We start from the raw sequence: 23064 nt of genomic DNA, 5'->3' as shown, positions 1-23064 counted from the left end.
GGGGGAGGGAACCCCTTTTTTGCAAAAAAGGGGTTCCCTCCCCCACATTCCTCCTTTATCGTCCGCCAAAGGAGTCTTCCATGCAACGCAGAGCCAGCGGCGTGCTTTTGCACGTCACCTCGCTTCCCTCCCGGTTCGGCATCGGCGACTTTGGCCCCGGGGCCAGGCAATTCGCCCAATTCCTGACCCAGGCGGCCCAGTCCTACTGGCAGATCCTGCCGCTGACCCCGACCTCGACCTATATCGGCAACTCGCCTTACAGCAGCGATTCGGCCTTTGCCGTCAATCCGCTTCTCATAAGCCCCGAGCAGATGGTGACGGACGGCTGGCTCGACGCGGCCGACATCGAGTCCGGCTACGTCCAGGAAAACCCGGCCGTGGCCGACTACGAGGGCGCGGAGATCTACAAGGACAAGCTGTTGCGCCTGGCCTTCGAACGGGGCCGGGAACGGCTGGCCGGGGACCCCCGGTTCCAGTCGTTTTGCCATGACGAGGTCTCCTGGCTGGACGACTACGCCCTTTTCAAGGCCATCAAGCGCCGGCGCGGCGGCGCGGGCTGGGCCGACTGGCCGGCCGAACTGCGCGACCGCCGGGCCGATGCCCTGGATTACGTCCGCCAGCACGAGACCGACGAAATCGAGTACATCCGCTTCGTCCAGCATCTGGCCGTGTCCCAGTGGCGGGGGCTGCGCCGGCACCTGCGGGAAAACGACATCCAGGTCATCGGCGACATGCCCATCTACGTCACCGAGGACAGCGCCGACGTCTGGGCCAACCCCAAGCTCTTCAAGCTCGGCCCGGACAAGCGCCCGCTGCTCGTGGCCGGCGTGCCGCCCGACTATTTCAGCGAGACCGGCCAGCGCTGGGGCAACCCGGTCTATGACTGGCCGGTCCACGAGAAGACCGGCTTCGACTGGTGGCTGCGGCGCATGGGCCACAACATGGAACTCTACGACATCATCCGGCTCGACCACTTCCGGGGCTTCGAGGCCTACTGGGAGATCGAGGCCCACGAGGAGACGGCCGTGCGCGGCCGGTGGGTCGAGGCTCCGGGACTGGCCCTGTTCAAGGCCATGCAGCGCCGGTTCCCGTCCCTGCCGATCATCGCCGAGAACCTGGGCGTGATCACGGCCGAGGTCCGGGAGTTGATGGCCACCTTCGGCTTTCCCGGCATGAAGATCCTCCAGTTCGCCTTCGGGGCCGAGATCGCCGAAAACCGCGACGCGCCCCACAACTACGACCGCAACCAGGTGGCCTACACCGGCACCCACGACAACAACACCACCCTCGGCTGGGCCCGGGCCGACGAGGCCGGCGAGGACGGCAAAAAGGCGCTCTATGCCTATCTCGGCCGGGAGGTGACGCCCGAGGAGACGCCCTGGGAGCTCATCCGGCTGGTCATGGCCAGCCGGGCGGCCACGGCCGTCACGCCCATGCAGGATCTCCTGTGCCTTGGCGAGGGGGCGCGCATGAACATGCCGTCCGTGGCCAAGGGCAACTGGAGCTGGCGGGCCGTCCCGGACCAGTTCGACCACGGGCTGGCCGACCGGCTGCGGGCCATGACCGAGATCTTTGGCCGCAACCACTGACGTTTCCCCGATATCCACGGACGTGACGCCCGATCCCTACCGGTCCCTGGCCGGGCTCTACGACCCGGCCACGGCCCTTTTCCTCGCCCCCCTGCGCCGGCTGGTCCGGGACGTCCTCGTCCGGCTCGGGGCGCGCCGGGTCCTCGACCTCTGCTGCGGCACGGGCCGGCAGACCCTGCTCCTTCGCCGGGCCGGCCTCGATGCCTGGGGCGTCGACCTGTCGCCGGCCATGCTGGCCATGGCCCGCCGGGCGGCGGGCCCGGCCGCCCCGCCCTTTGCCCGCATGGATGTCCGGACCCTGGCCGTGGCCGACGGGGCCTTTGACGCCACCGCCATCACCCTGGCCTTGCACGAGAACGGGGAGCCGGACCGGCTGGCCATGGGCCGGGCGATGGTCCGGGCCACCCGGCCGGGCGGGCACGTGCTGGTCCTCGACTACGCCGTCCCGGCCGGCCCCTGGCCCATGGGCGGGCTGGTGGCCCTGGCCGAGCGGCTGGCCGGGGCGGCCCACTACCGCAACTACCGGGATTTCATGGCTAGAAAAGGGGTTGTGGGGTTTGCCCGCCGGCTGGGGCTGCCGGTTCTGGCGGCGCACCCGTGTCTGGCGGGACGGGCGGCGCTGCTGGTGCTGGCGGCGCGGCCGGCCCGGCCTGGGGCTGCGGCTCGCCCGTGACCTTGCGCACCGTTTTCTTCGACCCCTTGAGCGTCCGATCCCGGGGAGGCAGGGGCTTGAGCGGGGCCTTCTGGGCCGGCAGGGCGAATCCCGGCCTGACCGGCTCGCCGTGGGCCTCGCGGATCTTCCACAGGTAGTTCTCGTCCCGGGACAGGCCGAAATAGCAATTCATGACGGCCTGCCGGGTCTTGCCCTGCTCCTGCCAGGTGAGATCGGCCACCACCTGGGCCGAGGCCCGGTCGCCCTTGGCCTCGATATGGATGGGCTCGTGAAAGGCGATGCGCAGGTTGGCGGCGCGCTCGGCGGCCACCATCTCCGGCAGCCGCCTGCCCATTTCCCCGGCCTTGACCGGCCGCACCGCGTTGCCGAGAAACGGCACGATCCGGGCGTCGTCGGTGTAGAGCCGGCGGATGGCCTTGACGTCGCCGGACATGACCACCCCCGGATACTTGACCAGAAAGTCGTGGACGTTTTTGGCGTCGGCCGAGGCAAAGCCCGACGTCTTCGGCTCGGCCGGCTTCCCGCCCTTGCCCGCGCACCCGAAAAGCGCCACAACCAACAGCGCCCCTACGACCAAATAGCGCATCCCCCCTCCCTTCGCCCCGCCACCCTTCTCCCTTTCGGGGGGTCCGGGGGGGATGATCCCCCCCGGTGGGTCCAGGGCAAAGCCCTGGCCGCCGGAGGCATCTTTCTCTTCTCTTATAGCATCGCCACCAGCGCGGCCACGTCGGCGGCCAGGTAGTCCGGCCCGTGCCGGGCCAGTTCCTCGAGCGTCACCCGGCCGCTGGCCACGCCGGCGGTGAGGCTGCCGGCGGCCTTGCCCGTGGCCAGGTCCATGGGGTGGTCGCCGGCCATGAGCGACCGTTCGGGCGTGGCGCCAAGGACGCGCAGGGCGTCGAGGAGGTGGCGCGGATCGGGCTTGACGTGGCGGGCCTCGTCGCGGGCCAGGATGACGCCGGCGAACTGCCGGGCATCGGGAAAGACGACATCCACGGCGGCCCGGCAGTTGCGGGTGATGATGCCGACGCCGATGCCCCGCCGGGTGAGACTGGCCAGGGCGGCCCGTGTTTCCGGAAAAAGCCGGGCGCTTTTGGCGGCCTCGGTCTCCATGTTTCGGATGCCCTCGGCTGCTGCGGCCAGAAAACGGCCGGCGTCGGCCGGTGAGGTGCTGCGGATGCGGCCGGCGAGCCGTTCGGCGTATTCGAGGGCCGGCAGGCCGTCCGGCGGGGGCACGGTTCTCAAATAGGCGGCGGCCGAGGCGGCCACGACGTTTTTCATGGCCGTGAAATCGAGGACCAGTTCGGCCAGGGTGCCGTCGAAGTCGAAGACCACGGCCTCAGGGGGGAGTCGGGATGGTGTCACGGGGGGACCTGCCGGCGGATTGCCGCGCGCGCGCGGTGCGGTTATGGTTTGCGCGTTTTAGACGGGGCGGCGTCTCTTGGCAACCCGGCCCGGGAGGCCGGGGGCGCGGCCGAAACCTTTGAGCCACCACACATACCCATGACCACCACCCACGATGCCGTCATTGTCGGCGCGGGCCCGGCCGGTTCCACGGCGGCCTGCGTCCTGGCCCGGAAAGGGGCCAACGTCCTTCTGCTCGACAAGGCCCCCTTCCCCCGGGACAAGCTGTGCGCCGGACTGCTCACCTGGAAGTCCGTGGACGTGCTGGAGCGGGTCTACGGCGACTCGGCCGAGGGCCTGCTCGCCAGCGGCGTCTTCAACGCCGCCTCGCCCGGCTACCGCATCCGGTTTCGCGGCCGGACCCTCGCGGCCGGGGAGCTGTTCTACCCCTTCCACTTCACCAAGCGCCGGGTCTTTGACAAGCATCTCCTCGACCAGGCGGTCAAGGCCGGGGCCGACGTCCGGGCCGGCTGCCCGGTTTCGGCCGTGGACCCGGCCACGGGGCTGGTGCGGCTGGCCGACGGCCGGAAGTTCACGGGCCGCCACGTCATCGGCGCGGACGGGGTGGCCAGCGTGGTGCGCCGGGCCTGTCCGTTTTCGAGCGCTTCCTGGCGCGAGGGCATGGGCGGCGGCATGGAGTTCTACCTGCCCCGCAGCGACGCCCGCCTGTCGGGAGCCGTCCACGAGGACCTCCTCGCCGACTCGCCGACCGTCTATGCCGGGTTCCTGCGGGCCGGCTACGGCTGGGTCTTTCCCCACCGGGACGTGCTGGCCATCGGCATCGGCGGCCACAGCGTGCGGCACGGCAAGGAGTTTCGCAAAAAGTTCCGGGAGTTCCTGGCCTTCCTCGGCCTGCCGCCCGAGCTGGCCGACACGGCCAGGGGCCATGGCCTGCCCTACGGCAACTACCTCACCCGGCCGTGGCACGGCCGGACGCTTCTGGCCGGGGACGCGGCCGGGCTGGTGGAAACGCTTTTCGGCGAGGGCATCTACTACGCCCTGCGCAGCGGCGAGCTGGCCGGCGAGGCCGTGGCCGGGGCACTCACCCGGGGCGCGGACCCGACGGTCCTCTACGGCCAGGGGCTTCGGCGCGACATCCTGCCGGAACTGGTCTGGTCCCGGAAATTGCGGCGCGTCCTTTACGCCAGCCAGTCCTGGGGCTTTCTGCCGCTTTTGTGTTTCGTGCGCGGCGGGGGCAGGCTCCTTGGCGAGATGGTCCACGGCATCCGGTCCTACCGCCTGCTCCTGCGCCGGGCCAAAGGGCCGGCCTAATGCCGCGCCCTTAAAAGACACGTCAGGGGGTTTTGCAAAAAGAGTCGGTTTTGAAGCCTTCGGCGACCGAAGAGTTTCACCCTTTGGAAACCCCCTAAAAATACAGCCTGTTATGACGCACGTTGGTTTCGGGCCGTCGGTGGCAACGATTTTCGCAAAAGCCGCTGTTGCATTAAAAATATGCCTGCCTGGATTTCGAGGGCGCGACACCGGGCGGTCCGGCCTCAGGGCGCAAGCACCCGAAGGCCCGGGACGAGCCGCAGGCCCCGGACAAGGGCGTAGGACAGCCCGAAGACCAGCAGGGAAGTCCCCAGGATGGCGAGGGCCAGCCCGAGCCCGTCCGTGACGGCGCACAGCCGCTCGACCCGCAGCAGGTGGATGACGAGGACGTGGACCAGGTAGATGCCGTAGGTGGCGCCGGAGAGCCCGGCCAGAGCGGCCGGGGCCGGCCGGTGCCGCAGGAAATGCCGGGCCGCGTAGTAGAGGGCAAAGGACTGGACCAGGACCGGCAGGCTCTCCGGCGTTTCCGGGGCATAGCCGAAGGGAAGGCCCCTGGCCGCCGCGACCTGCATGGCATAGCCGTTGCCGACAAAGGCGACCACGAACAGGCCGCCCAGGCCCCAGGCCAGGGCGGCCGTCGTCCGTACATGCGTGTGCAGGTAGTGGCCGAACACGAAATAAAAGACGTAGACCCCGAAAATCGTGCTGTAGATCTCCACGATATTCCTGTTGCACAGGCCGGCGAACGGATTGACGAGAAAGGCGTAGATGCCGCAGACGACGAGAAAAAGCCGCAGCCGTTCCCGGGACAGGCCGTGGACCATGGCGTGCAGAAAGGGGAAGGCCACGATCAGCCCGAGAAACATCCACATGTACCAGAGGTGGTAGGCCGGGTTCTTCCCCTTGAAGAGATACAGGAAATCGTAGACGTCATGGCCGTGCTCCAGAAAGATGACGGCCTTGTAGAGAAGCGTCCAGAGCACGGTGGGCAGGAAAAACCTGGCCAATCCCCGCCGGTAAAAGGCCCGGACGTGGACGGCCTGGGCTTCGAAGAGGAGTGCCCCGGCGACCATCAGGAAGACCGGGACCGCGCTGCGGCCGAATCCGTTGAGAACATAGGCGGCCAGCAGCGTTTTGCCCGGCGCGGCGCAGGCATAGAGCGAGGCGGTCACGTGGATCAGGATGACGCCGCACGCAGAGACGACTTTCAACACGTCGAAGGCAACATTCCGCTTGCGCATGGGCACCCCGCCGCCACCGTCGCCACCTGGCCCCACCGTCCCCCGCCGCCGCGAGGCCTCGCCGCCCGGACCTCCTGACTCTTCTGCCGCCTGCCGGCGGCCCGGCAAGCGGAATCCTCGCTGCGGAGGCCGTCCCCGGCTCCCCTCAGGCCGTTTCCTCGAAGGCGACGCAGATGGTCGTCTGCCCCGGCACGGACGCGTCGAGCCGTATCCCCCAGCCGTGCATCCGGGCGATGAGCGCCGCCGAATAGGTGCCAAGGCCGGTTCCGTTCAATTTCTTCGAGGTAACGAACTTGTCGAAGAATTTGTCCCGGATCTCGCAGGGCACTTCACCCTTGTTGCAGATGCACAATTGCTTGGAAGTGCTGGAAAACAGGATACGGATGTTCTCGTCGCACGGTGTGGCCTCGATGGCGTTTTTGAGCAGATTCTCCAGCAGCGAAAAGGCCAGATGCTTGTCTCCGGAAATTTTGTACTCCAACGGATGGCAGACCTTTTTGTTCCCCAGGCAGACGTCTATGGCCATATTCTTCGCTTCGGCATGGGGCCGGTAGTTCTGCACGGAGGCCTGGACCAGCTGGAACAGATCGACCTCCTCTTTGTCCAGGGAATAAAATCCGTTCTCCATTTTATACAGATCCAACGTCGAGCCGACCATATACAGGATTCGGTATCCGGCGTCCTTGATGGAATCGAGACAATCCCTTTGCCTTTCCGTCGAATCCGGATCCTTGAGCAGCGACTCCGACAGGCCGATGATCCCGGTCAAAGGCCCCTTGATGTCATGGAGCATGATCTTGTCGAACTGTTCCTTGAGTTCCTGATACTTCTTGCGTTCGGTGACATCCCGGCCAACGGCCTGCACTTCCGTGAGAACATTTCTCTTATTGAAAATTGCCCGATGGTTCCAGTGTTGCCATTGTAGGGTTCCATCGGCCAGGACGATTTTATGCTCCACGGTGAAGGACGGCCGGTCGACGGAAATTTCCCGCAAGGCCTGCCGGACTTGTTCCCTGCCCTCTTCCGGAAGATTCCCGTAAACAGTGTACCCTGACATGGCATGGCGGTCTATGCCATGCGTTTCCACATAGGTGTTGTTGCAAAACGACAACGTCCCGTCCGGCCTGTAGCGGCAGACGAACTGGTCCTGGTCTTCCACGATCGTATGATAGCGGCGCATGAACTTGATCGTCATGTCCACGAAAAAGACGATGATGGCGAGCATGGCCGTCCGCCTGAAAATATTCCAGGCGATCACCATTGGCTCCGCCGGCTCGCCGGGCACCAGATCCAGAAACTCGGAAATGGCCGAACATGAGAACGTCAGCACATAGCCCAGGAAAACTTCGTTCCTGGAAACCACATACAAGATCGGAATCAAATACAGCGTAAAAAGGCTGAAGTTCGTTGCTGTGAAATTATCCAGCAACGCGATGCCGACGATGAGAAGAAACGAGACGATGCAGGTCTGGAGGCGATGCCCCCTGCCTGTTTCGAACACCAGGTAGTCGATGATCTTTTCTTCGAGTTTCATAGTACTCATCGAGAAAGAGGGCGTTGGACCAACCCATGCCCGTTCGGTCGGGAAGCATGTCCCGACAGAATTGCCTCCCTGCAGGAGAACTCACCGTTTGTGCGGCGCACAGGGTAGTACCCGGCGCCGCAAAGGGCAATGGGGGAAATCATTCCCGCTTTTCCCCTGCGCCTTTCCCTGCGCCTCCTGGATATGGATGCAGACGATCTTGCCGGCACCGCACGGGCCAGGCCCATGCCGGACCGCGCCGCCGGGGTGCCACCCCGGCGGCGCGGTCGCGGCAGGAGCCGGCGCATTCCCTTACAGCACATCCAACCGGACAAGGCCCGGCACGCGCAGCGCGTCCAGGGACGGGGTGGGGCCAAGGACCACGATGCCGGCGTTTTTCGCGGCCGCGTCCAGGGCTTCGCCGAATTCCCGGAAGCGTCTCGTGCCGGCGGCCAGCACTTGGGCCCGCATGGCGGCCCGGACCTCGGGCGTGTCGCCGATCAAGCGGCGGACCAGGGCCACATGGCCCTTGGCGTCCGGCAGCATGTGGCTGTCGATGTCGCCGATGGCCCCGATGACGGCCCGGGTCATTTCCGCGTCCGAGAGGGGCTCCTCCATGAGATAGCGGCCGGCCCCCCGGAAGATGTCGATGGTGGCCTCGGTGTTGGGGTCGCGGTAGGAGACGAAAACGGCCTGGCCCGTGAGGCGGTCGAGGGAGCAAAAGGCGCCGTAGGCCCCGCCCCGCACCCGGACCCGGTCCCACAGGTAGGCCATGCGCAGGTAGCGGGCCGCGACCAGGTCCGCGCCGTCAAAGGTCCAACCCGTGGCGGCCAGATCGAGGCCCACGCCGACGTAATGGACCTGGGCCGGGATGGCGATGCCCTCGGCCCCGGGCACGACCAGCCGTTCCCATACGGCCGGAGCCGGGGCTGCGGCCGGCAGCCGGTCGAGAAATCCCGACACGGCGGCCTCGAAACGGGGCATGTCGCCGGCCGAGGCCGTGAGGCCGGCCACCAGCCCGGCCCGGGTCAGGACCACCTCGCGCAGGGTCTCGAGGTCGCGGCGCACGGCGTCGTAGTCGGCCGTGATCCGCTCTTCGAGTTCGCGCAGGTACAAAAGCTGGGAGATGCCGCGCATGCGCTCTGACAGGTTGCCAGCCAGGGTGTAGCGGGCGCGAAGCCGCGAACCGGCCGTAGCGTGGCCGGCCGGAGCCAGCCGCCGCTCCAGGCGCGACCGGGCCTCCATGGCCATCTGGGTGAACCGCTCGCGGTTGCCGAAATCCGTGGCCGTCAGGATCTCCTCAAGGATATCGAGCAGGTCCGGCACCTTGTCCCCGGTGGCCTTGCCGCGAAAAACCAGCTTGGCGGCCACGGCGTCCGGGCCCGCCCCCACCAGGGAGGCGGTCATGGCCTCGCGGGAGATGCCGCCGGTCTTGGCCGCGATACGCCGTGTCAGCGCGACGGCGTCCCGGCGGTCGGTGCCGAGTTCGAGCAGGGCCCGGCCGAAAAGCGGCACCAGCCCCACCAGCCGGTCCGGCACCCCGTCCAGGGGAAACACCAGGTCAAGATAGCCGATGCCGGCGGTTTCCAGGGGATGGAGCAGCACGGTGGCCGCCTGCCCTGCCCGCGCCTCCTGGGGGATGGGCGTTTCGACGACCGGCAGGTCGGCCAGGGCCAGACCCGGGATCTTGGCCAGGTCTTCCGGGGAATCCGGCGTTTCCTGGAGCCGGCGCAGTTCTTCCTGGATGGCGGTGATTTTCTGCCGGCCGGCCTCGTCGAGGCCGGCGGCCACGGCGGCCAGCTCTTCCTTTTCCGCGGCCAGCCGTTTGGCGTCGAGTTCGGTGTCCGGGGCCAGGGTCAGGGTGACCTGGTGGGGATTGTCCAGGAAATATTCGCGGATGGCCTGTTCCAGGACCGGTTCGCCGGCGGCCAGCCGGTCCTTGAGGCGCGAAAGCGGCCCGGAGAACCGCAGCGGGGCCAGGGGATCGCCGTCGTGGAGCCAGGTGGTCAGGGCGCGCAGCATCAGGGACAGCCCGCGCGGGAAAGAGCCGGTGTTGTTCTCCCGCAACGCGAATTCCAGGGCATTGACCCCGGCCTCCACGGCGTCGGCCGGCAGACCGCCGTCGGCCAGCCAGGTCAGGGTGCCGCGCACGAGATTTTCCACCTCCTGGCTTGTGCCGGGTTTGATGCCCTTCAAGCCCACCGAGAAAAACATCTGGCGCAGTTCGGTTTCGAGCCCGCCGCCGGCCAGATCCTCGCCCAACCCGCTGTCCACCAGGGCCTTTCGCAGGGGCGAGGTCGGCAGGCCGATCAGCACGTGCTCCAGGACGTCGAGGACGAGCACCCGGTCCTGGTCGGCCGTGTCGGGGAGCAGCCAGTTGACCGTGACAAAGGCCCGGTCAGCCTGGCCCGGCGCGGCGGCGTAGGGCATCTCGGTGCGGCGCGGCGCGGCGAACGGCTCCTGGAGGGCGACGTGGGAGTCCACGGGCCGGGCGTCGAACCGGCTGAAATAGTCGTCCAGGAGGCGCAGCCGCTCCTCGGGGTCGTCGTCGCCCGAGAAAAAGGCCCGGGCGTTGGAGGGATGGTAGTAGGTCTCGTGGAAGGCCTTGAATTCCTCGTAGGTCAGCGTCGGGATGACCTTGGGATCGCCGCCGGAATCCACGCCGTAGGTGGTGTCCGGAAAGAGCAGGCGCTGGGAGAATTCGCCGAGCACGGAATCGGGCGAGGAATAGACGCCCTTCATTTCGTTGAAGACCACGCCGCTTCGGGAAAGCTCCCCGGCCTCGGTCCATTCGAAGTGCCAGCCCTCCTGGAGAAAGACGTGGCGCGGGATGCGGGGAAAAAACACGGCGTCGAGGTAGACGTCGACCAGGTTGTAGAAGTCCGGGAGGTTGGTCGAGGCCACGGGGTAGCAGGTCTTGTCCGGGTAGGTGAAGGCGTTTAAAAAGGTCTGGAGCGAGCCCTTGAGGAGTTCCACGAAGGGTTCCTTGACCGGGTATTTGCGCGAGCCGCACAGGACCGAATGCTCAAGGATATGGGGCACGCCGGTGGAATTGGCCGGCGGCGTGCGAAAGGCCACGCCGAAGACCTTGTTGGCGTCGTCGAGGGAGAGGGACAGGACTTCGGCGCCGGTCCGGTCGTGGCGGTAGCGGACGGCCCGGGCGGCGTATTCGGTCAGGGTCTCGTCGGCAAGGACGGTGAAGCCATGGCTGCGGGACATCGTTTCTCCTGCGTTTTTGTCGTTGCGCCGGGGCGCTTTTTGGCCCGGTGAAATTTTCTCTACACATTTAGGCGAAATATGCTATAGGGCTTGCGTGTCCGACCACGGGTCCCGGTCGGATTGGCTGGGGAAGCGGGGCGCATCCACTTGCGCTTGCTGGCAAAAGACACTATATCTTAAACCGGAGAACAGAGGGAAGCTTGTCGAATGCCGTTTTTTTCCAACGATTCAAGCGGTTTTTGGCAAGTGGGGCTCCGTCGCCTTCACGGGCGCGGGTCCCCGTTCAAGTCGAAAGAGGGTGGTTTTTGGCAAGGGTGAATTCCATTTCACTACTCCGAGGAGGGAGTTATGAACAAGAAACTGCAGATTTTGTTGGTGGCTTTGGTCGCCCTGCTGCTGGGCTTCAGCGGCCCGGCCATGGCGAAAAAGCAGGTGCCGAAGGTCGATAACTTCATCTATTTTATCGACCATTCCAGCTCCATGGCGTTCTCCTACAAGGGACAGCGCTATGTGCAGTTCGGCGGCGTGTCCAAGATCATGATGGCCAAGTCCCTGGCCCGTGAACTCAACAAGATGACCCCCGAGCTCGGCTACAAGGCCGGCCTGTACACCTTCGCCCCGTACAAAGAGTACGCCGCGATGGCTCCGTACAGCCAGGCCACCATGGCTGCCGCCATCGAAAAGATCCAGACGGACTACAGCGTCTACGGCCGCATGACCCCGATGGGCAAGGGCCTGGAAGACCTGGACAAGCTGCCCCTTTCCACCCTTTCCGGAAAGACCGGCGTGTTCATCTTCTCTGACGGCGACTCCAACTGCGGCGTCGACCCCGTGGCCGTGGCCCAGTCCCTGAAGGCCAAGTACGGCGACAACCTGTGCTTCTTCATCGTCGACCTGTCCGACAACAAGCATGGCCAGCAGGTCCTCAAGGCCATCGCCGCCATGGGCAAGTGCAACTGCTACGAGCTCGGCGAAGAGCTGCTCCGCAACGAGGCCGCCCGCGAGAAGTTCCTCGAGTGCGCCCTCTACGAGTGGATCGAAGACGAAATCGTCGTCTTCCGCAGCATCTACTTCGACTTCGACAAGTACAACATCAAGCCCGAATTCGTGCCCGTCCTTGAAGAAGGCACCGCCATCATCAAGTCGAAGACCGGCATGAAGGTCGTCCTCGAAGGTCACACCGACTCCGTCGGCTCCGACCAGTACAACATGAAGCTCGGTCAGCGCCGCGCCGACTCCGTCAAGGCCTTCTTCGTGAAGAAGGGCATTGACGCCAGCCGCATCGAGACCATCAGCTTCGGCGAGTCCGATCCGGTCGCCACCAACAAGACCGCTCAGGGCCGCGCCCTGAACCGCCGGTGCGTGATCAAGTTCAAGAGCATGTAAGCGGGAAGTAGCCCGTTTCCTGGCCAGGCGCCCCATCTGGGGCGTCTGGCCTTGTCTTTTTTGCACGGAGTGAACTGATGCCAAGCGCCAAACCCCTCGTTGTTCTCGCTTTCCTGGCTTTCGCCGCGCCGAGCCCCCTGTGGGCGGGACTCAATGTCTACCCCGCCGACGGACCGGCTCCCAAACTCGCGGTGGAAACTCCCAAGCCCCTGGAATACAAAGTCCAGAAGGGCGACACCTTGGCTGCCATCGCCAAGAAATTTTCCGTCGGCTCCAAGGAAATCCTGGAAGCCAACGGTATGGCCGATGCCCGCAAGCTCAAGGCCGGACAGACGCTCAAGATCCCGGGCAAGACCGCCGCGCCGGCGGCCGTCAAACCGGCCCCCCAGGCCGTGGCCGCGCCGGAAGCCAAGGCCGCGCCCGAACCCAAGACCCTGGCCGCCGCTGAAAAGCCCGAGCCCAAGGGCAAAAAGGGCAAGAAGGGCGAGGCCGTGGATCCGGGCGTCGAGGACAGCACGCCCGCTCCCGGCAAGAAGGGCAAGAAAGGCAAGGCCGAACCGGCCCCCGCCCCGGCCCCGGCCGTCGAGATCGACGACAAGATGCGTTCGTCGTTCGGCAAGACCGGCGTCATCGGCAACAGCACCGACGTGCCCCAGGCCATCCGCGACGAATTCCTGCGGTATGCCGTCAAGTGGGTGGACGAACTCGACCGCCTCGGCGTGGGCACGGCCACCAGCAAGAAGATCAAGCAGGTCGGCGGCCAGTGGGAAGCCACCTACCGGGTGATCATCCGGGAATCGCTCGGCGCCGAGGTCAAGCGGGTCCAGTACGACCACACGCCCTACGTCGGCCATATCACCTACATCCAACGCGTCTACACCTGCACCGGCCCGACCAGGCAGGCCGCCCTGGCCGGCCCGTTCACGGCCAAGGACGAGGCCATCCGCGAGATCTTCAGCTACTCCGGCAAGGACAAGGCCTGGCGGTAGGAAGAAAAAGAGGCCTCCGGCGGCCGGGGGGAATCATTCCCCCGGCCCCCCCCCGATGGGTTCAAAGGGGGCAAAGCTGCGGGACGCCGCCTGTCTCAGTAACATATCAAAGCCCGGAAGCACACGCTTCCGGGCTTTTCGCATTGCCGCTGCCCCTTTCGGCCCAGGCGCCACTGGAAACACCACCTTGCCCTCTTCAGGGGGTCCGGGGGGATGGCCCCCCGGCCGCCGGAGGCCTCTTCGCTTCTCCCCCTCACCCGTCACCGCCGCCTTTTCGCTCCTTCCGCTTCCGCTCGAAATCGAACAACCGGCCGCGCACGATGGCGGCGCGGCCGAACTTGCCGCGAATGGCGTCGAGGGCCGTGTCGATCTTGCGGGCCTGGACTTCGCGCTGCCGGTCGGGGTTTTCGAAGAGGCCGAGCTGCCGGGGTTCGCGGCCGAAGTTGGAGACGCCGACGCCGATGAGGCGCACGGGGCGCGGCAGGGGCTCGGCGTCAAGGAGGGCCGTTGCGGCGGCGAAGATGGCCCCGTCGCTGTCGATCGGCTCGGGCAGGGTGCGGCTGCGGGTGATCTGGCGGAAGTCGTTGAACTTGAGTTTGAGGGTGATGGTCCGGCCGGCGAGGCCGTCCTGGCGCAACTCGCGGCCGATGCGCTCGGACTGGTGGAGAAGCCAGGAAGCCAGGCGTTCGCGGTCGGCGGTGTCGGTGTCGAAGGTGTTCTCGGCGCTGACGGACTTGGCTTCGCGGGCCACGGCCACGGTGGTGCTGCCCCGGCCATGGGCCTTGGCGTAGAGGTCGAGGCCCCATTTGCCGCAGTGGCGCTCCAGGAATTCCGGCGGATAGGCCAGGATGTCGCCGACGCGGCGGATGCCAAGTCGCGAGAGGGAGGCTTCGGCCCGCCTGCCCACGCCCGGGATCTTGCCGACCGGCAGATCGGCCAGGAAGACGGGCACGTCGGCCTCGGAGACCACGGTCAGGCCGTCGGGCTTATCGTAGTCCGAGGCGATCTTGGCGATGAATTTGACGGGGGCGATGCCGACGGAACAGGGAAGGCCGGTGGCCTCGCGGACCATCTGCTTGACCCGCCGGCCGAGGGCTTCGGGCGGGCCGAAAAGCGTCTCGGTGCCGGTCACGTCCACGTAGGCCTCGTCGATGGAGGCCGGCTCGACCAGGGGGGAGACGTTTTCGAGCGTGGCCATGACGATGCGGGAGACTTCGCTGTAGCGCCGGCGGTTGCCGGACAGGAAGACGCCGTGGGGACAGCGCCGCCGGGCCTCGGCCACGGGCATGGCCGAGCGCACGCCGTAAACCCGGGCCTCGTAGGAGGCGGCCGAGACCACGCCGCGCAGGTCCTGGCCGATGATGACCGGCTTGCCGCGGAGCGAGGGGTCGTCGAGCTGCTCGACCGAGGCGAAAAAGGCGTCCATGTCGAGGTGAAGGATCAGGGCCATGGGAGAGGGATGCGACGGCTTGCCGGGAAAGGCAAGGGGCGCGGCCCGGGAAATTCCGGGCCGCGCCCCCTGGCGCAATCCGTATCGATGGGCGATCAGGCCTGGGTATTGAGATTCTTGCCGATACCCATCCCGGCGAGGACTTTGGTCTGGAAATCGTGGTCGGGGTTGACCTTGCCGTTCGCGTCCGTGTTCATTTTGTCGATGGTCCCGGTCACCACCTGGGCGCCGAGCGTCTGCTGTTGCAGGGCTCCGGCCGCCTGGCCGGCGCCGCTTCCGCCTATCGCATCCATAGTGCCCTCCTAGGACAAAAATCCGCTGTATTCGTCACCTATCGGCCATGGAGACGCCCTACTTTAGGCCTTCCGTGTTGGACAACGGCGGTTTGCTTTTGCTAGGGTAACGATAGCCCTTGTTCCCGAGTTCCCGGAGGTCCCCATGGCGCCAGTCGCGAAATGCAATATCGAAACCCTTGAAGGCGATTCCCTGTCGTGTTCCATCCGCGACCACATCACCCATTCGCTCGGCAAGCCCTGCTCCGAGGCCGGCCACCGCGACGTGGCCATGGCCCTTTCGATGACCCTGCGCGACCGGCTGGTGGACCGGATGCTCGAAACGCGCATGCGCTACCGGGAAGCCCGGGCCAAGCGCATGTATTACCTGTCCATCGAATACCTGCTCGGCCGGTGCCTGGGGAACAATCTCTTCAACATGAAGATCGACGATGTCTGCCGGTCCCTGGTCAAGGACTGGGGCTTCGACCTGGAGGAGATCCGCGAGTTCGAGCGCGACCCGTCGCTTGGCAACGGCGGCCTCGGCCGGCTGGCCGCCTGCTTCCTGGATTCCCTGGCCACCCTCGACATGCCCGGCTGCGGCTACGGCATCCACTACGAATTCGGGCTTTTCAAGCAGAGCATCGAAAACGACCGCCAGGTCGAGCGGCCGGACTACTGGATGGCCGAAGGCATGCCCTTGCAACTGGAGCGGCGCGACCAGGCCGTCATCATCCCCATCTACGGCCGGGTGGAGGACCATCAGGGCCCGGACGGCAAGTACCTGCCGCTGTGGGTCGACTGGCAGGACCTGATGGGCGTGCCCTACGACATCCCCATCGTCGGGTTCGGGGACAAGACCGTCAATTACCTGCGCCTGTTCGCGGCCCAGTCCACGGACAATTTCAACATGGAGATTTTCGACCAGGGCGACTACATCAAGGCTATCCGCCAGAAGGTCTATTCGGAACTGATCTCGAAGATCCTCTACCCGAGCGAATCCATCTCGTTCGGCAAGGAACTGCGCCTGATCCAGGAATATTTCCTGGTTTTTTGCGCCATCCGGGACATCACCCGGCGTTTTCTCAAGCAGAACCGCAACATCGAGGAACTGCCGGAATTCACGGCCATCCAGTTGAACGACACCCACCCGGCCCTGGCCGTGGCCGAACTCATGCGCCTGCTGGTGGACGAGCGCCGGGTGCCCTGGGACCGGGCCTGGAACCTCACCAACCGGACGCTGTCTTTCACCAACCACACGCTCATGCCCGAGTCGCTGGAAATGTGGCCGGTGGATCTCATGCAAAAGGTCCTGCCGCGCCATTTGCAGATCATCTACGAGATCAACCGCCGGTTCCTGGACGAAATCCGCATCGTCTCCAACCCGGACGACGCCACCCTGCGCCGCATGTCCCTGATCGAGGAGTCGGGCGGCAAGCAGGTCCGCATGGCCAACCTGGCCGTGGTCGGCTCCCACTCGGTCAACGGCGTCTCGAAGCTCCACTCGGAACTGGTCAAAAAGGTCCTCTTCCCGGACTACGCCGCGCTTTGGCCCGGCAAGTTCAACAACAAGACCAACGGCATCACCCCCCGCCGCTGGCTGTACAAGGCCAACCGGGGCCTGTCAGCCCTCATCACCGAGGCCATCGGCGACGGCTGGATCATGGACCTCGACCAGCTCAAGAAGCTCGAGCCCCTGGCCGGGGACGCGGCCTTTCAGGAAAAATTCATGGCCGTGAAACGGGCCAACAAGGAACGGCTGGCCGCCTTCGTGGCCAAGACCTCGGGCGTGGTCCTGCCGCCCCATGCCGCCTTCGACATCCAGGCCAAGCGCATCCACGAATACAAGCGCCAGCTTTTAAACGTCATGCACATCATCCACGACTACCTGCGCCTGGTCGAGGACGGCTACGAACCGCCCGAGCCGCGCGTCTACATCTTCGCCGGCAAGGCCGCGCCCGGCTACTTCGAGGCCAAGGAAATCATCCACCTCATCTGCTGCGTGGCCAAGGTCATCAACGCCGACAAGCAGGCCGCCGAATACCTGAAAGTGGTCTTCGCCGCCGACTACCGCGTCTCCCTGGCCGAAAAGCTCATCCCGGCCGCGGACATCAGCGAACAGATCTCCACCGCCGGCACCGAGGCCTCGGGCACGGGCAACATGAAGTTCTCGTTAAACGGGGCTCTCACCATCGGCACCCTGGATGGGGCGAACATCGAAATCCGCGAGGCCGTCGGCGAGGAGAACTTCTACCTCTTCGGCCTGACGGCCCAGGAAGTGGAACGCCAGCTCGCGGCCGGCCTCTACGACCCCTGGGAATACTACGGCAAACATCCGGAAATCCGCCGGGTCCTCGACGCCCTCTCGGCCGGCCGGTTCACCCCCGAAGACCCGTCCGCCTTCCACTGGATCTTCGAGAAGCTTCTCTCCCGCAACGAACGCTACCTGCACCTGGCCGACTTCATGCCCTACCTCGAAACCCACCAGCGCGTGGGCATGGAATATTCCCGGCCCGAGGTCTGGGCCCAAAAAGCCATCTGCAACACCGCCCGCATGGGGTATTTCTCCTCGGACCGCACGGTCCGGGAATACGCGCGCGACATCTGGGGCATAAAGCCCGTGCCGCCCAAATAAGCGGGAGCGGGGCAATGCGGCATTCTCTTGCCCGGCCCCCCGGCAGGATGCCGCGTGAGGGCCGGCAGGGGAGAGGCCGCTCCCGGCTGGGGCCGAGGGGAGGACGCCATGACCAAGTCGTATCTTCTGTACAAGTGCGGGGCGGACAGCCGCACGCCCATCGCGCATTTCACGGCCGGCAACGTGGACGAGGCCCGGGAGGCCCCGACCTGGCTCAAGCGTAAGCACCCGGAGCAGCCCGAGTTGGTGCTCCACCCGGGCGAATTTTTCGAGATCATCGAAAAGGACCTCTGCCCGCCAGAGGAATGGGAGGCGGCCCTGGCCGCCATCGGCCGGACCGAGCCCGCCTCCCGGCACGGCTGACCGGAGAGCGTTGCCGTCGTTTCCCGACAGGCCTGGGCCGGTTGCCTCCGTTGTCCCGCCTTCCACAGGAACGCCGGCCCCTCTCGGGTCCCGTCGCATCGCCGTTTCAAGCCGACACATCCGGCAAAACCCCTCTCCGGCCTCCTTTGCACGCTTTCCCCGCTCCCATCCACCCCTTCAAAAGTTTTTGGGGAAGGAGGGGGGTCCGGGGGGAGGGAACCCCTTTTTTCAAAAAGGGGTTCCCTCCCCCCGGTCCTACCGGATTTCTTCCAAAATGGCCTTCGCGGCGGCGGCGGGGTCCAGGGCCTTGGTGATGGGGCGGCCGACCACGATGTGGTTGGCCCCGGCCGAGACGGCGGCCAGCGGCGTGGCCGTGCGGGTCTGGTCGTCGCGGGTGCTGTCGAGCGGCCGGATGCCCGGGGTGACGATAAGCGGCTTGGTCCCGAGGTTCTTGCGCAAAAGCGCGGTTTCGAGCGGCGAGCAGACGATGCCGTCGGCCCCGGCCGAGAGCGAGGTCACGGCCCGCAGGCGCACGAGATCGGCCAGGGAGCCGGCAAAGCCCGACTGCTGGAGTTCGTCGTGCCCAAGGCTGGTCAGGACCGTCACGGCCAGGATTTTGGTCCCCCCCTTGGCCTTGGCCGCCGCTTCCACCACCTGCGGATAGCCGTGGACCGTGGCCAGGGCGATGTCGTGGCCGGCGAATTGTCCCGTGGCCAGGGCGACCGTCTGGGGGATGTCGTGGAACTTGAGGTCGAGCATGACTTTCAGGCCCCGCTTGGCCAGGGCGTCGCACACGGCAAAGCCGGCGGACAGGAAGAGCTGGAGCCCGACCTTGAAAAAGCGGACATGGGGGGCGAGGCGGTCGGCCAGTTCCAGGGCTTCGGCGGCGGTCGGCACGTCCAGGGCCACGATGAGGCGTTCGTCGGCGTGTGTTTCGGGCATGGGGGTGCTTTGGGGGCTAGAGGTTGGCGTAGCGTTCGATGCGTTTCTTGTAGGCTGCGATGCCGTCGGCCATGCCCCGGGCCAGGGCCTGCTGGTAGGTGTCGGAAGTCAGGCGCCTGGCCTCGTCCGGATTGGTGACGTAGCCGAGTTCCACCAGCACGGCCGGCATGTTGGCGCCGATCAAGACGAAAAAGGGCGCCTCGTGGGGCCCCCGGTCCCGGGTGGCGTAGCGGCCGCGAAGACCGCCCAGGGCCCGCTTTTGCACGAGCCGGGCCAGATCCTTGGACTCGGCGGTTTTGGCCGAGAGCATGAGGTCGGTGAGGATGGCCTGCAAATCGCTGATCTTTTTCTGGGAAGCGGCGTTTTCCCGGGCGGCCACCCGCACGGCGTCCTGGGACGTGGCGAGGTTCAGGGAATAGGTTTCGAGGCCCGAGGACTCGGCCTCGCCATGGGAGTTGCAGTGGATGGAGACAAAGAGGTCCGCACCCTTGGTGTTGGCCATTTCGGTCCTGGTTTCCAGGGGTATGAACACATCGGACGTGCGGGTGTAGAGGACGTTGAAACCGTTCTTGCGCAGGGCCTCGCCGAGGACCTTGGCGAACTGCAGGTTCACGTCCTTTTCGGTCACCCCGAAAAGGCCTTGGGCCCCCGGATCCTTGCCGCCATGGCCGGGGTCGATCATGATGGTCTTGACCGACAGCCCGAACTGCTCGACCAGACTGCCGCCCCTCGGTCTGCCGTCCGGCAGGGTGGGCAGGCGCAGCCGGACCTTGGCCGGGTCCGCGCCCCCCCCGGAGGCCGAAGCGCCTGGGGCCGGTTCGGACGGAGCGGGCCGGGCCTTGGCCGCGGGTCCGCCGCCGGACGCGGCCTGGCCCTTGCGGGAAGGCGGCGCCGGGCCGGAGGCCTCTTCGCCATGAAAGAGGTTGCCGAGCCAGTCCATGGATTTCGAAGCCCCGCCTTCCTTGCGGCGGCTCGCTTCGGCCCGGTACTCCGGAGCCTTGCCGGCCTCCTGGCCGGCGGGCGCGCCGGTCAGGTCCAGGACCACCCGGAAGGGCGAGGATTCGGCGTGGAGCTCGTATTGGCGCACGTCGTCGAGTTCGAGGACCACGCGCACGGTCTCGGGCGTGAAATAGCCGGCCCGAAGCCGCGAGACCGCGCCCTTCTCGAACCGCTTTTCCGAGGGCAGGCCCTCCCCGGTGCGGGTGTTGTCGCAGTCGATGTAGAGGAGCCTGACCGGTTCGCCGCTGGCCCGCTTCTGGTCCAGAAGCTGGTAGCGGTAGGTCGTTTCCCGGTCAAAGGTCAGGGTCACCCGGCCGCCGGTCGAACTCTCGGCCACGGCCGCCCGGATCAGGGTGGCCGGCCGGGCCGAGGTGGCCGGGGCAACGGGGGCGGCCTTGTCCGGCGCGGCCTTTTCCGCCTTGTCCTGGCCCTTCCCCGGCGCGGCCGGGGCGTCCAGGCCGGCCAGCAGGGCGGCGGCCCGGGCGGCCATGTCCCCCTTGGGATAGCGGCGCACCACCGTCTCCAGGTCGGCCCGGGCCTCGGCCGGCTTTTGCAGACGCTCCTTCAGAAGGACCGCCCGGCGCAGGAGCGCGTCGTCGGCCCAGGCGTTTTTGGGATCCGCCGCGGCGGCGCGCCCGTACAGTGCGGCCGCGGCCTCGTAGTCCGCGTCCAGGTAGGAGCGGTCGGCCAGCTCGGCGTTGGTCCAGGCCTGGTAGTAGAGGATCCTGGCCGCGAGCCTGTCCTGGCCGGCCGCCTTGGCCAGGGCGGCGAGCCTGGCGTCGAGGGCCTTCCACAGGTCGCGCCGGCCGGCCGAGGCCGGGTCGTCGCGCAGCCGCTCGAATTGCCGGACCGCGGACTGGTAGCCGGCGGACACGTCGGCCGCCCGGCCCACGCCGGCCAGGCCGACGGCCAGGACCACGGCCACAAGCGCCGCCAGAGTCCAGTTGACGAAGGAAAAACGCCGCACCAGCCCCTACTCCACGGTCACGCTTTTGGCCAGGTTTCGCGGCTGGTCCACGTCCTTGCCCAGGTAATCGGCCATCTCGTAGGCGAACAGCTGGAGCGCCGGCAGCAGCATGAAGGAGGCGAGCGGCCCCCAGGCGGCCGGAGTCTCCCAGGGATGGTCCACGTCGAGGTCGCCGCCGGGCTGGGTGAGCGCGATGATCTTGCCGCCCCGGGCCTGGACCTCCTGGAGGTTGGACTTGACCTTGGGATAGAGGCTGTCGATCGGAGCCAGGGCAAAGGTCGGGAATTTGGGGTCGATGAGCGCGATGGGGCCGTGCTTCATCTCGCCGGCGGCATAGCCCTCGGCGTGGATGTAGGAAATTTCCTTGAGCTTGAGGGCCCCTTCGAGGGCCAGGGGAAAGCACAGGCCCCGGCCGAGGTAGAGGAAGCTTCTGGCCTCGGCATAGACCCGGCAGAGTTCCCGGGCGCGCTGGCGCATGCCGGGCAGGGCCGCGTCCAGGGCGGCGGGCAGGTGTTCCAGGCCGGGCACGCAGTTTTTGGCCGCGTCTTCCGGCAGGACGCCCTTGCGCTGGCCAAAGGCCAGGGCCATGAGCGTCAGGAGGGCGAGCTGGGAGCACATGGCCTTGGTGGAGGCAACCGAAATTTCCGGCCCGGCCTGGGTGTGGACCACCAGGTCGGCCTCGCGGGCCACGCTCGACCCGACCACGTTGCAAAGGCCGATGACCCGGGCCCCCCGGGCCTTGGCCAGGTGGATGCCGGCCAGGGTGTCGGCCGTCTCGCCGGACTGGCTGATGGCCAGCACCGTGTCGCCGGGGCCGAGGATCGGGTCGCGGTAGCGCAACTCCGAGGCGATCTCGACCCGGGTCGGGATACCGGCCCACTGCTCCATGAGGTACATGCCCCACAGGCCCGCGTGGTACGAGGTGCCGCAGGCCACGATGAAAAGCCGTTCCGGCACCTCCGCGGCCTCGAGTTCGGGCAGGATCACCCGGCCCGAGTTCCTGTCCACCCGGCCGGCCAGGCAGTCGGCGATGACGCGCGGCTGCTCGAAGATCTCCTTGAGCATGAAATGCTTGTACCCGCCCTTCTGGGCGGCCGAGACGTCCCAGGCGATGTGCCGGACCTCCTTGGCGATGGGCTCAAGCGTGGCCGCGTCCATGACCTGCCAGGAGCCGGCGTCGATGCGGGCCATCTCGCCGTCGTCCAGAAAGACCACTTCCCGGGTGTAGGGCAGAAAGGCCGGGATGTCGGAAGCCAGGAAGTTCTCGCCCACGCCCACGCCCATGACCAGGGGCGAATGCTTTCGCGCGGCATAGAGCATGCCCGGATTCTCGCGGGAAACCACCACGATGGCATATGACCCCTCGACCCGGGACAGGGCACGGGAAATGGCCTCGGCCAGGGAGCCCTCCTCCTTCAGGTAGAAGCCGATCAGCTGGGCCAGGATCTCGGTGTCGGTCTCGGAAACGCAGCGCACGCCGGCGGCGACCAGCTCCTTTTTGAGGTCCTGGTAGTTCTCGATGATGCCGTTGTGGACGAGCGCGATGGCCCGGGAGGCGTCCAGGTGGGGGTGGGCGTTTTTTTCGGTGGGCAGGCCGTGGGTGGCCCAGCGGGTGTGGCCGACGCCGGAGGTGGCCTGGTAGACGTTCTGGGCGGCCAGCTTGTTTTCCAGGTTGGCGAGCTTGCCCTCGGCCTTGACCGTGACCAGGTCCTTGCCCTGGAGGAAAGCCACGCCCGCGGAGTCGTAGCCCCGGTACTCAAGACGCCGCAAGCCTTCGACAATGACCGGCACGGCCGGCCGGTGTCCGCAATACCCGATGATGCCGCACATAGTCTCTCCTGCCCGCGTTCGGGGCTTGCTTGCCGCCCGGCCATGATGCCGGCGAACGTCTCGCCCGGCATCCGTCCTGATCACGGTGTGCCAGTCTTAGCCCGCCTTGCCGCGCATTTCAACATATCCGGCCGGAGCCGGCCGGTCCCGGACGGCGGCCATGTTTTTTCCGGCGGGTAATTTTTACCCGACAATTTTTCTGGGAAGTTTTGACCCAATTCCTCGCCGCCCCAGGACAAATCTTCCCTTCCAGCCAACCGGTCTTTTTTATTGGTTTTTTGCCAAAATGCCTCGTCGGCCGGGCGGTTGCGGCA

General features: G+C 66.5%; 16 protein-coding genes. 7 read left to right on the top strand and 9 right to left on the bottom strand.

Annotation, left to right across the window (positions count from 1 at the left end; translation table 11 throughout):
* The first annotated feature begins 80 nt into the window (after positions 1–80).
* Together malQ and DFW101_RS13265 are read left to right on the top strand one after the other, a co-directional pair.
* Entirely contained in the window at positions 81–1589 is a 1509-nt protein-coding gene (malQ, locus tag DFW101_RS13270; RefSeq protein ID WP_009182036.1) for a 4-alpha-glucanotransferase, read from the top strand.
* Complete coding sequence (locus DFW101_RS13265; RefSeq protein WP_232286024.1) at positions 1573–2262, top strand: class I SAM-dependent methyltransferase; 690 nt, start codon at positions 1573–1575, stop codon at positions 2260–2262. Before malQ ends, DFW101_RS13265 begins: the two co-directional genes overlap by 17 nt.
* A gap of 699 nt (positions 2263–2961) precedes the next feature.
* Here the strand turns inward: DFW101_RS13265 and DFW101_RS13260 are convergent.
* Positions 2962–3624 carry an HAD family hydrolase gene (locus DFW101_RS13260; protein ID WP_009182033.1) on the bottom strand — a complete coding sequence of 221 codons (663 nt, stop codon included), beginning with the start codon at positions 3622–3624 and terminating at the stop codon, positions 2962–2964.
* A gap of 138 nt (positions 3625–3762) precedes the next feature.
* On the opposite strand from DFW101_RS13260, the gene DFW101_RS13255 reads away from it, so the two are divergent.
* Positions 3763–4935 (top strand): geranylgeranyl reductase family protein, encoded by a 1173-nt coding sequence (locus DFW101_RS13255; RefSeq protein WP_009182032.1) that lies wholly within the window; start codon positions 3763–3765, stop codon positions 4933–4935.
* Between the two features lie 224 nt (positions 4936–5159).
* On the opposite strand, the gene DFW101_RS13250 is transcribed toward DFW101_RS13255, so the two are convergent.
* The 3 genes from DFW101_RS13250 to DFW101_RS13240 all read right to left on the bottom strand — a co-directional run bounded on the left by DFW101_RS13250 (position 5160) and on the right by DFW101_RS13240 (position 10917).
* Positions 5160–6176: an acyltransferase gene (locus tag DFW101_RS13250; RefSeq protein ID WP_009182031.1), complete on the bottom strand. Its 1017-nt coding sequence runs from the start codon at positions 6174–6176 to the stop codon at positions 5160–5162.
* A 145-nt stretch (positions 6177–6321) separates the two neighbouring features.
* Entirely contained in the window at positions 6322–7710 is a 1389-nt protein-coding gene (locus tag DFW101_RS13245) for a PAS domain-containing sensor histidine kinase (RefSeq protein ID WP_009182030.1), read from the bottom strand.
* A gap of 300 nt (positions 7711–8010) precedes the next feature.
* Positions 8011–10917, bottom strand: a complete 2907-nt coding sequence (locus DFW101_RS13240; protein WP_009182029.1) for an insulinase family protein — start codon at positions 10915–10917, stop codon at positions 8011–8013.
* 348 nt (positions 10918–11265) lie between these two features.
* Between DFW101_RS13240 and DFW101_RS13235 the strand changes: the two genes are divergently transcribed.
* Positions 11266–12303: an OmpA family protein gene (locus DFW101_RS13235; protein ID WP_009110737.1), complete on the top strand. Its 1038-nt coding sequence runs from the start codon at positions 11266–11268 to the stop codon at positions 12301–12303.
* 77 nt (positions 12304–12380) lie between these two features.
* Positions 12381–13292 carry a LysM peptidoglycan-binding domain-containing protein gene (locus DFW101_RS13230; RefSeq protein WP_009182028.1) on the top strand — a complete coding sequence of 304 codons (912 nt, stop codon included), beginning with the start codon at positions 12381–12383 and terminating at the stop codon, positions 13290–13292.
* A gap of 253 nt (positions 13293–13545) precedes the next feature.
* On the opposite strand, the gene DFW101_RS13225 is transcribed toward DFW101_RS13230, so the two are convergent.
* Together DFW101_RS13225 and DFW101_RS13220 are read right to left on the bottom strand one after the other, a co-directional pair.
* The gene (locus tag DFW101_RS13225; RefSeq protein WP_009182027.1) at positions 13546–14742 is read right to left on the bottom strand and encodes a DNA polymerase IV; all 1197 of its coding nucleotides are present in this window, start codon (positions 14740–14742) and stop codon (positions 13546–13548) included.
* A gap of 95 nt (positions 14743–14837) precedes the next feature.
* Positions 14838–15035: a hypothetical protein gene (locus tag DFW101_RS13220; RefSeq protein WP_009106714.1), complete on the bottom strand. Its 198-nt coding sequence runs from the start codon at positions 15033–15035 to the stop codon at positions 14838–14840.
* A gap of 145 nt (positions 15036–15180) precedes the next feature.
* On the opposite strand from DFW101_RS13220, the gene DFW101_RS13215 reads away from it, so the two are divergent.
* On the top strand, positions 15181–17649 hold the full coding sequence (locus tag DFW101_RS13215) for a glycogen/starch/alpha-glucan phosphorylase (RefSeq protein WP_009182026.1): 2469 nt from the start codon (positions 15181–15183) through the stop codon (positions 17647–17649).
* Positions 17650–17757: 108 nt separating this feature from the next.
* A complete protein-coding gene (locus DFW101_RS13210) occupies positions 17758–18012 on the top strand; it encodes a hypothetical protein (protein WP_009182025.1) in 255 nt (84 codons plus the stop codon).
* A gap of 255 nt (positions 18013–18267) precedes the next feature.
* On the opposite strand, the gene pyrF is transcribed toward DFW101_RS13210, so the two are convergent.
* The 3 genes from pyrF to glmS are packed head-to-tail and all read right to left on the bottom strand — an operon-like array spanning position 18268 to position 22750.
* Positions 18268–18954 (bottom strand): orotidine-5'-phosphate decarboxylase, encoded by a 687-nt coding sequence (pyrF, locus tag DFW101_RS13205; protein WP_009182024.1) that lies wholly within the window; start codon positions 18952–18954, stop codon positions 18268–18270.
* A gap of 16 nt (positions 18955–18970) precedes the next feature.
* Positions 18971–20920 carry an N-acetylmuramoyl-L-alanine amidase gene (locus DFW101_RS13200; RefSeq protein WP_009182023.1) on the bottom strand — a complete coding sequence of 650 codons (1950 nt, stop codon included), beginning with the start codon at positions 20918–20920 and terminating at the stop codon, positions 18971–18973.
* Between the two features lie 6 nt (positions 20921–20926).
* Positions 20927–22750, bottom strand: coding sequence for a glutamine--fructose-6-phosphate transaminase (isomerizing) (gene glmS, locus DFW101_RS13195; protein ID WP_009182022.1), 1824 nt, complete (start codon positions 22748–22750; stop codon positions 20927–20929).
* Positions 22751–23064: the final 314 nt, after the last annotated feature.

This window comes from Solidesulfovibrio carbinoliphilus subsp. oakridgensis, from assembly GCF_000177215.2.
Taxonomy (GTDB): domain Bacteria; phylum Desulfobacterota; class Desulfovibrionia; order Desulfovibrionales; family Desulfovibrionaceae; genus Solidesulfovibrio; species Solidesulfovibrio carbinoliphilus.
Note: the sequence above shows the minus strand (reverse complement) of the source record. Positions and strands in the feature narration are given on the sequence as shown.

What these genes read in the sequence shown, in the direction of transcription:
- malQ (WP_009182036.1), top strand. Translation starts at nt 81, where the DNA reads ATGCAACGCAGAGCCAGCGGCGTGCTTTTGCACGTCACCTCGCTTCCC.
- DFW101_RS13255 (WP_009182032.1), top strand. Translation starts at nt 3,763, where the DNA reads ATGACCACCACCCACGATGCCGTCATTGTCGGCGCGGGCCCGGCCGGT.
- DFW101_RS13250 (WP_009182031.1), bottom strand. Translation starts at nt 6,176, where the DNA reads ATGCGCAAGCGGAATGTTGCCTTCGACGTGTTGAAAGTCGTCTCTGCG.
- DFW101_RS13245 (WP_009182030.1), bottom strand. Translation starts at nt 7,710, where the DNA reads ATGAAACTCGAAGAAAAGATCATCGACTACCTGGTGTTCGAAACAGGC.
- DFW101_RS13240 (WP_009182029.1), bottom strand. Translation starts at nt 10,917, where the DNA reads ATGTCCCGCAGCCATGGCTTCACCGTCCTTGCCGACGAGACCCTGACC.
- DFW101_RS13235 (WP_009110737.1), top strand. Translation starts at nt 11,266, where the DNA reads ATGAACAAGAAACTGCAGATTTTGTTGGTGGCTTTGGTCGCCCTGCTG.
- DFW101_RS13230 (WP_009182028.1), top strand. Translation starts at nt 12,381, where the DNA reads ATGCCAAGCGCCAAACCCCTCGTTGTTCTCGCTTTCCTGGCTTTCGCC.
- DFW101_RS13225 (WP_009182027.1), bottom strand. Translation starts at nt 14,742, where the DNA reads ATGGCCCTGATCCTTCACCTCGACATGGACGCCTTTTTCGCCTCGGTC.
- DFW101_RS13220 (WP_009106714.1), bottom strand. Translation starts at nt 15,035, where the DNA reads ATGGATGCGATAGGCGGAAGCGGCGCCGGCCAGGCGGCCGGAGCCCTG.
- DFW101_RS13215 (WP_009182026.1), top strand. Translation starts at nt 15,181, where the DNA reads ATGGCGCCAGTCGCGAAATGCAATATCGAAACCCTTGAAGGCGATTCC.
- DFW101_RS13210 (WP_009182025.1), top strand. Translation starts at nt 17,758, where the DNA reads ATGACCAAGTCGTATCTTCTGTACAAGTGCGGGGCGGACAGCCGCACG.
- pyrF (WP_009182024.1), bottom strand. Translation starts at nt 18,954, where the DNA reads ATGCCCGAAACACACGCCGACGAACGCCTCATCGTGGCCCTGGACGTG.
- glmS (WP_009182022.1), bottom strand. Translation starts at nt 22,750, where the DNA reads ATGTGCGGCATCATCGGGTATTGCGGACACCGGCCGGCCGTGCCGGTC.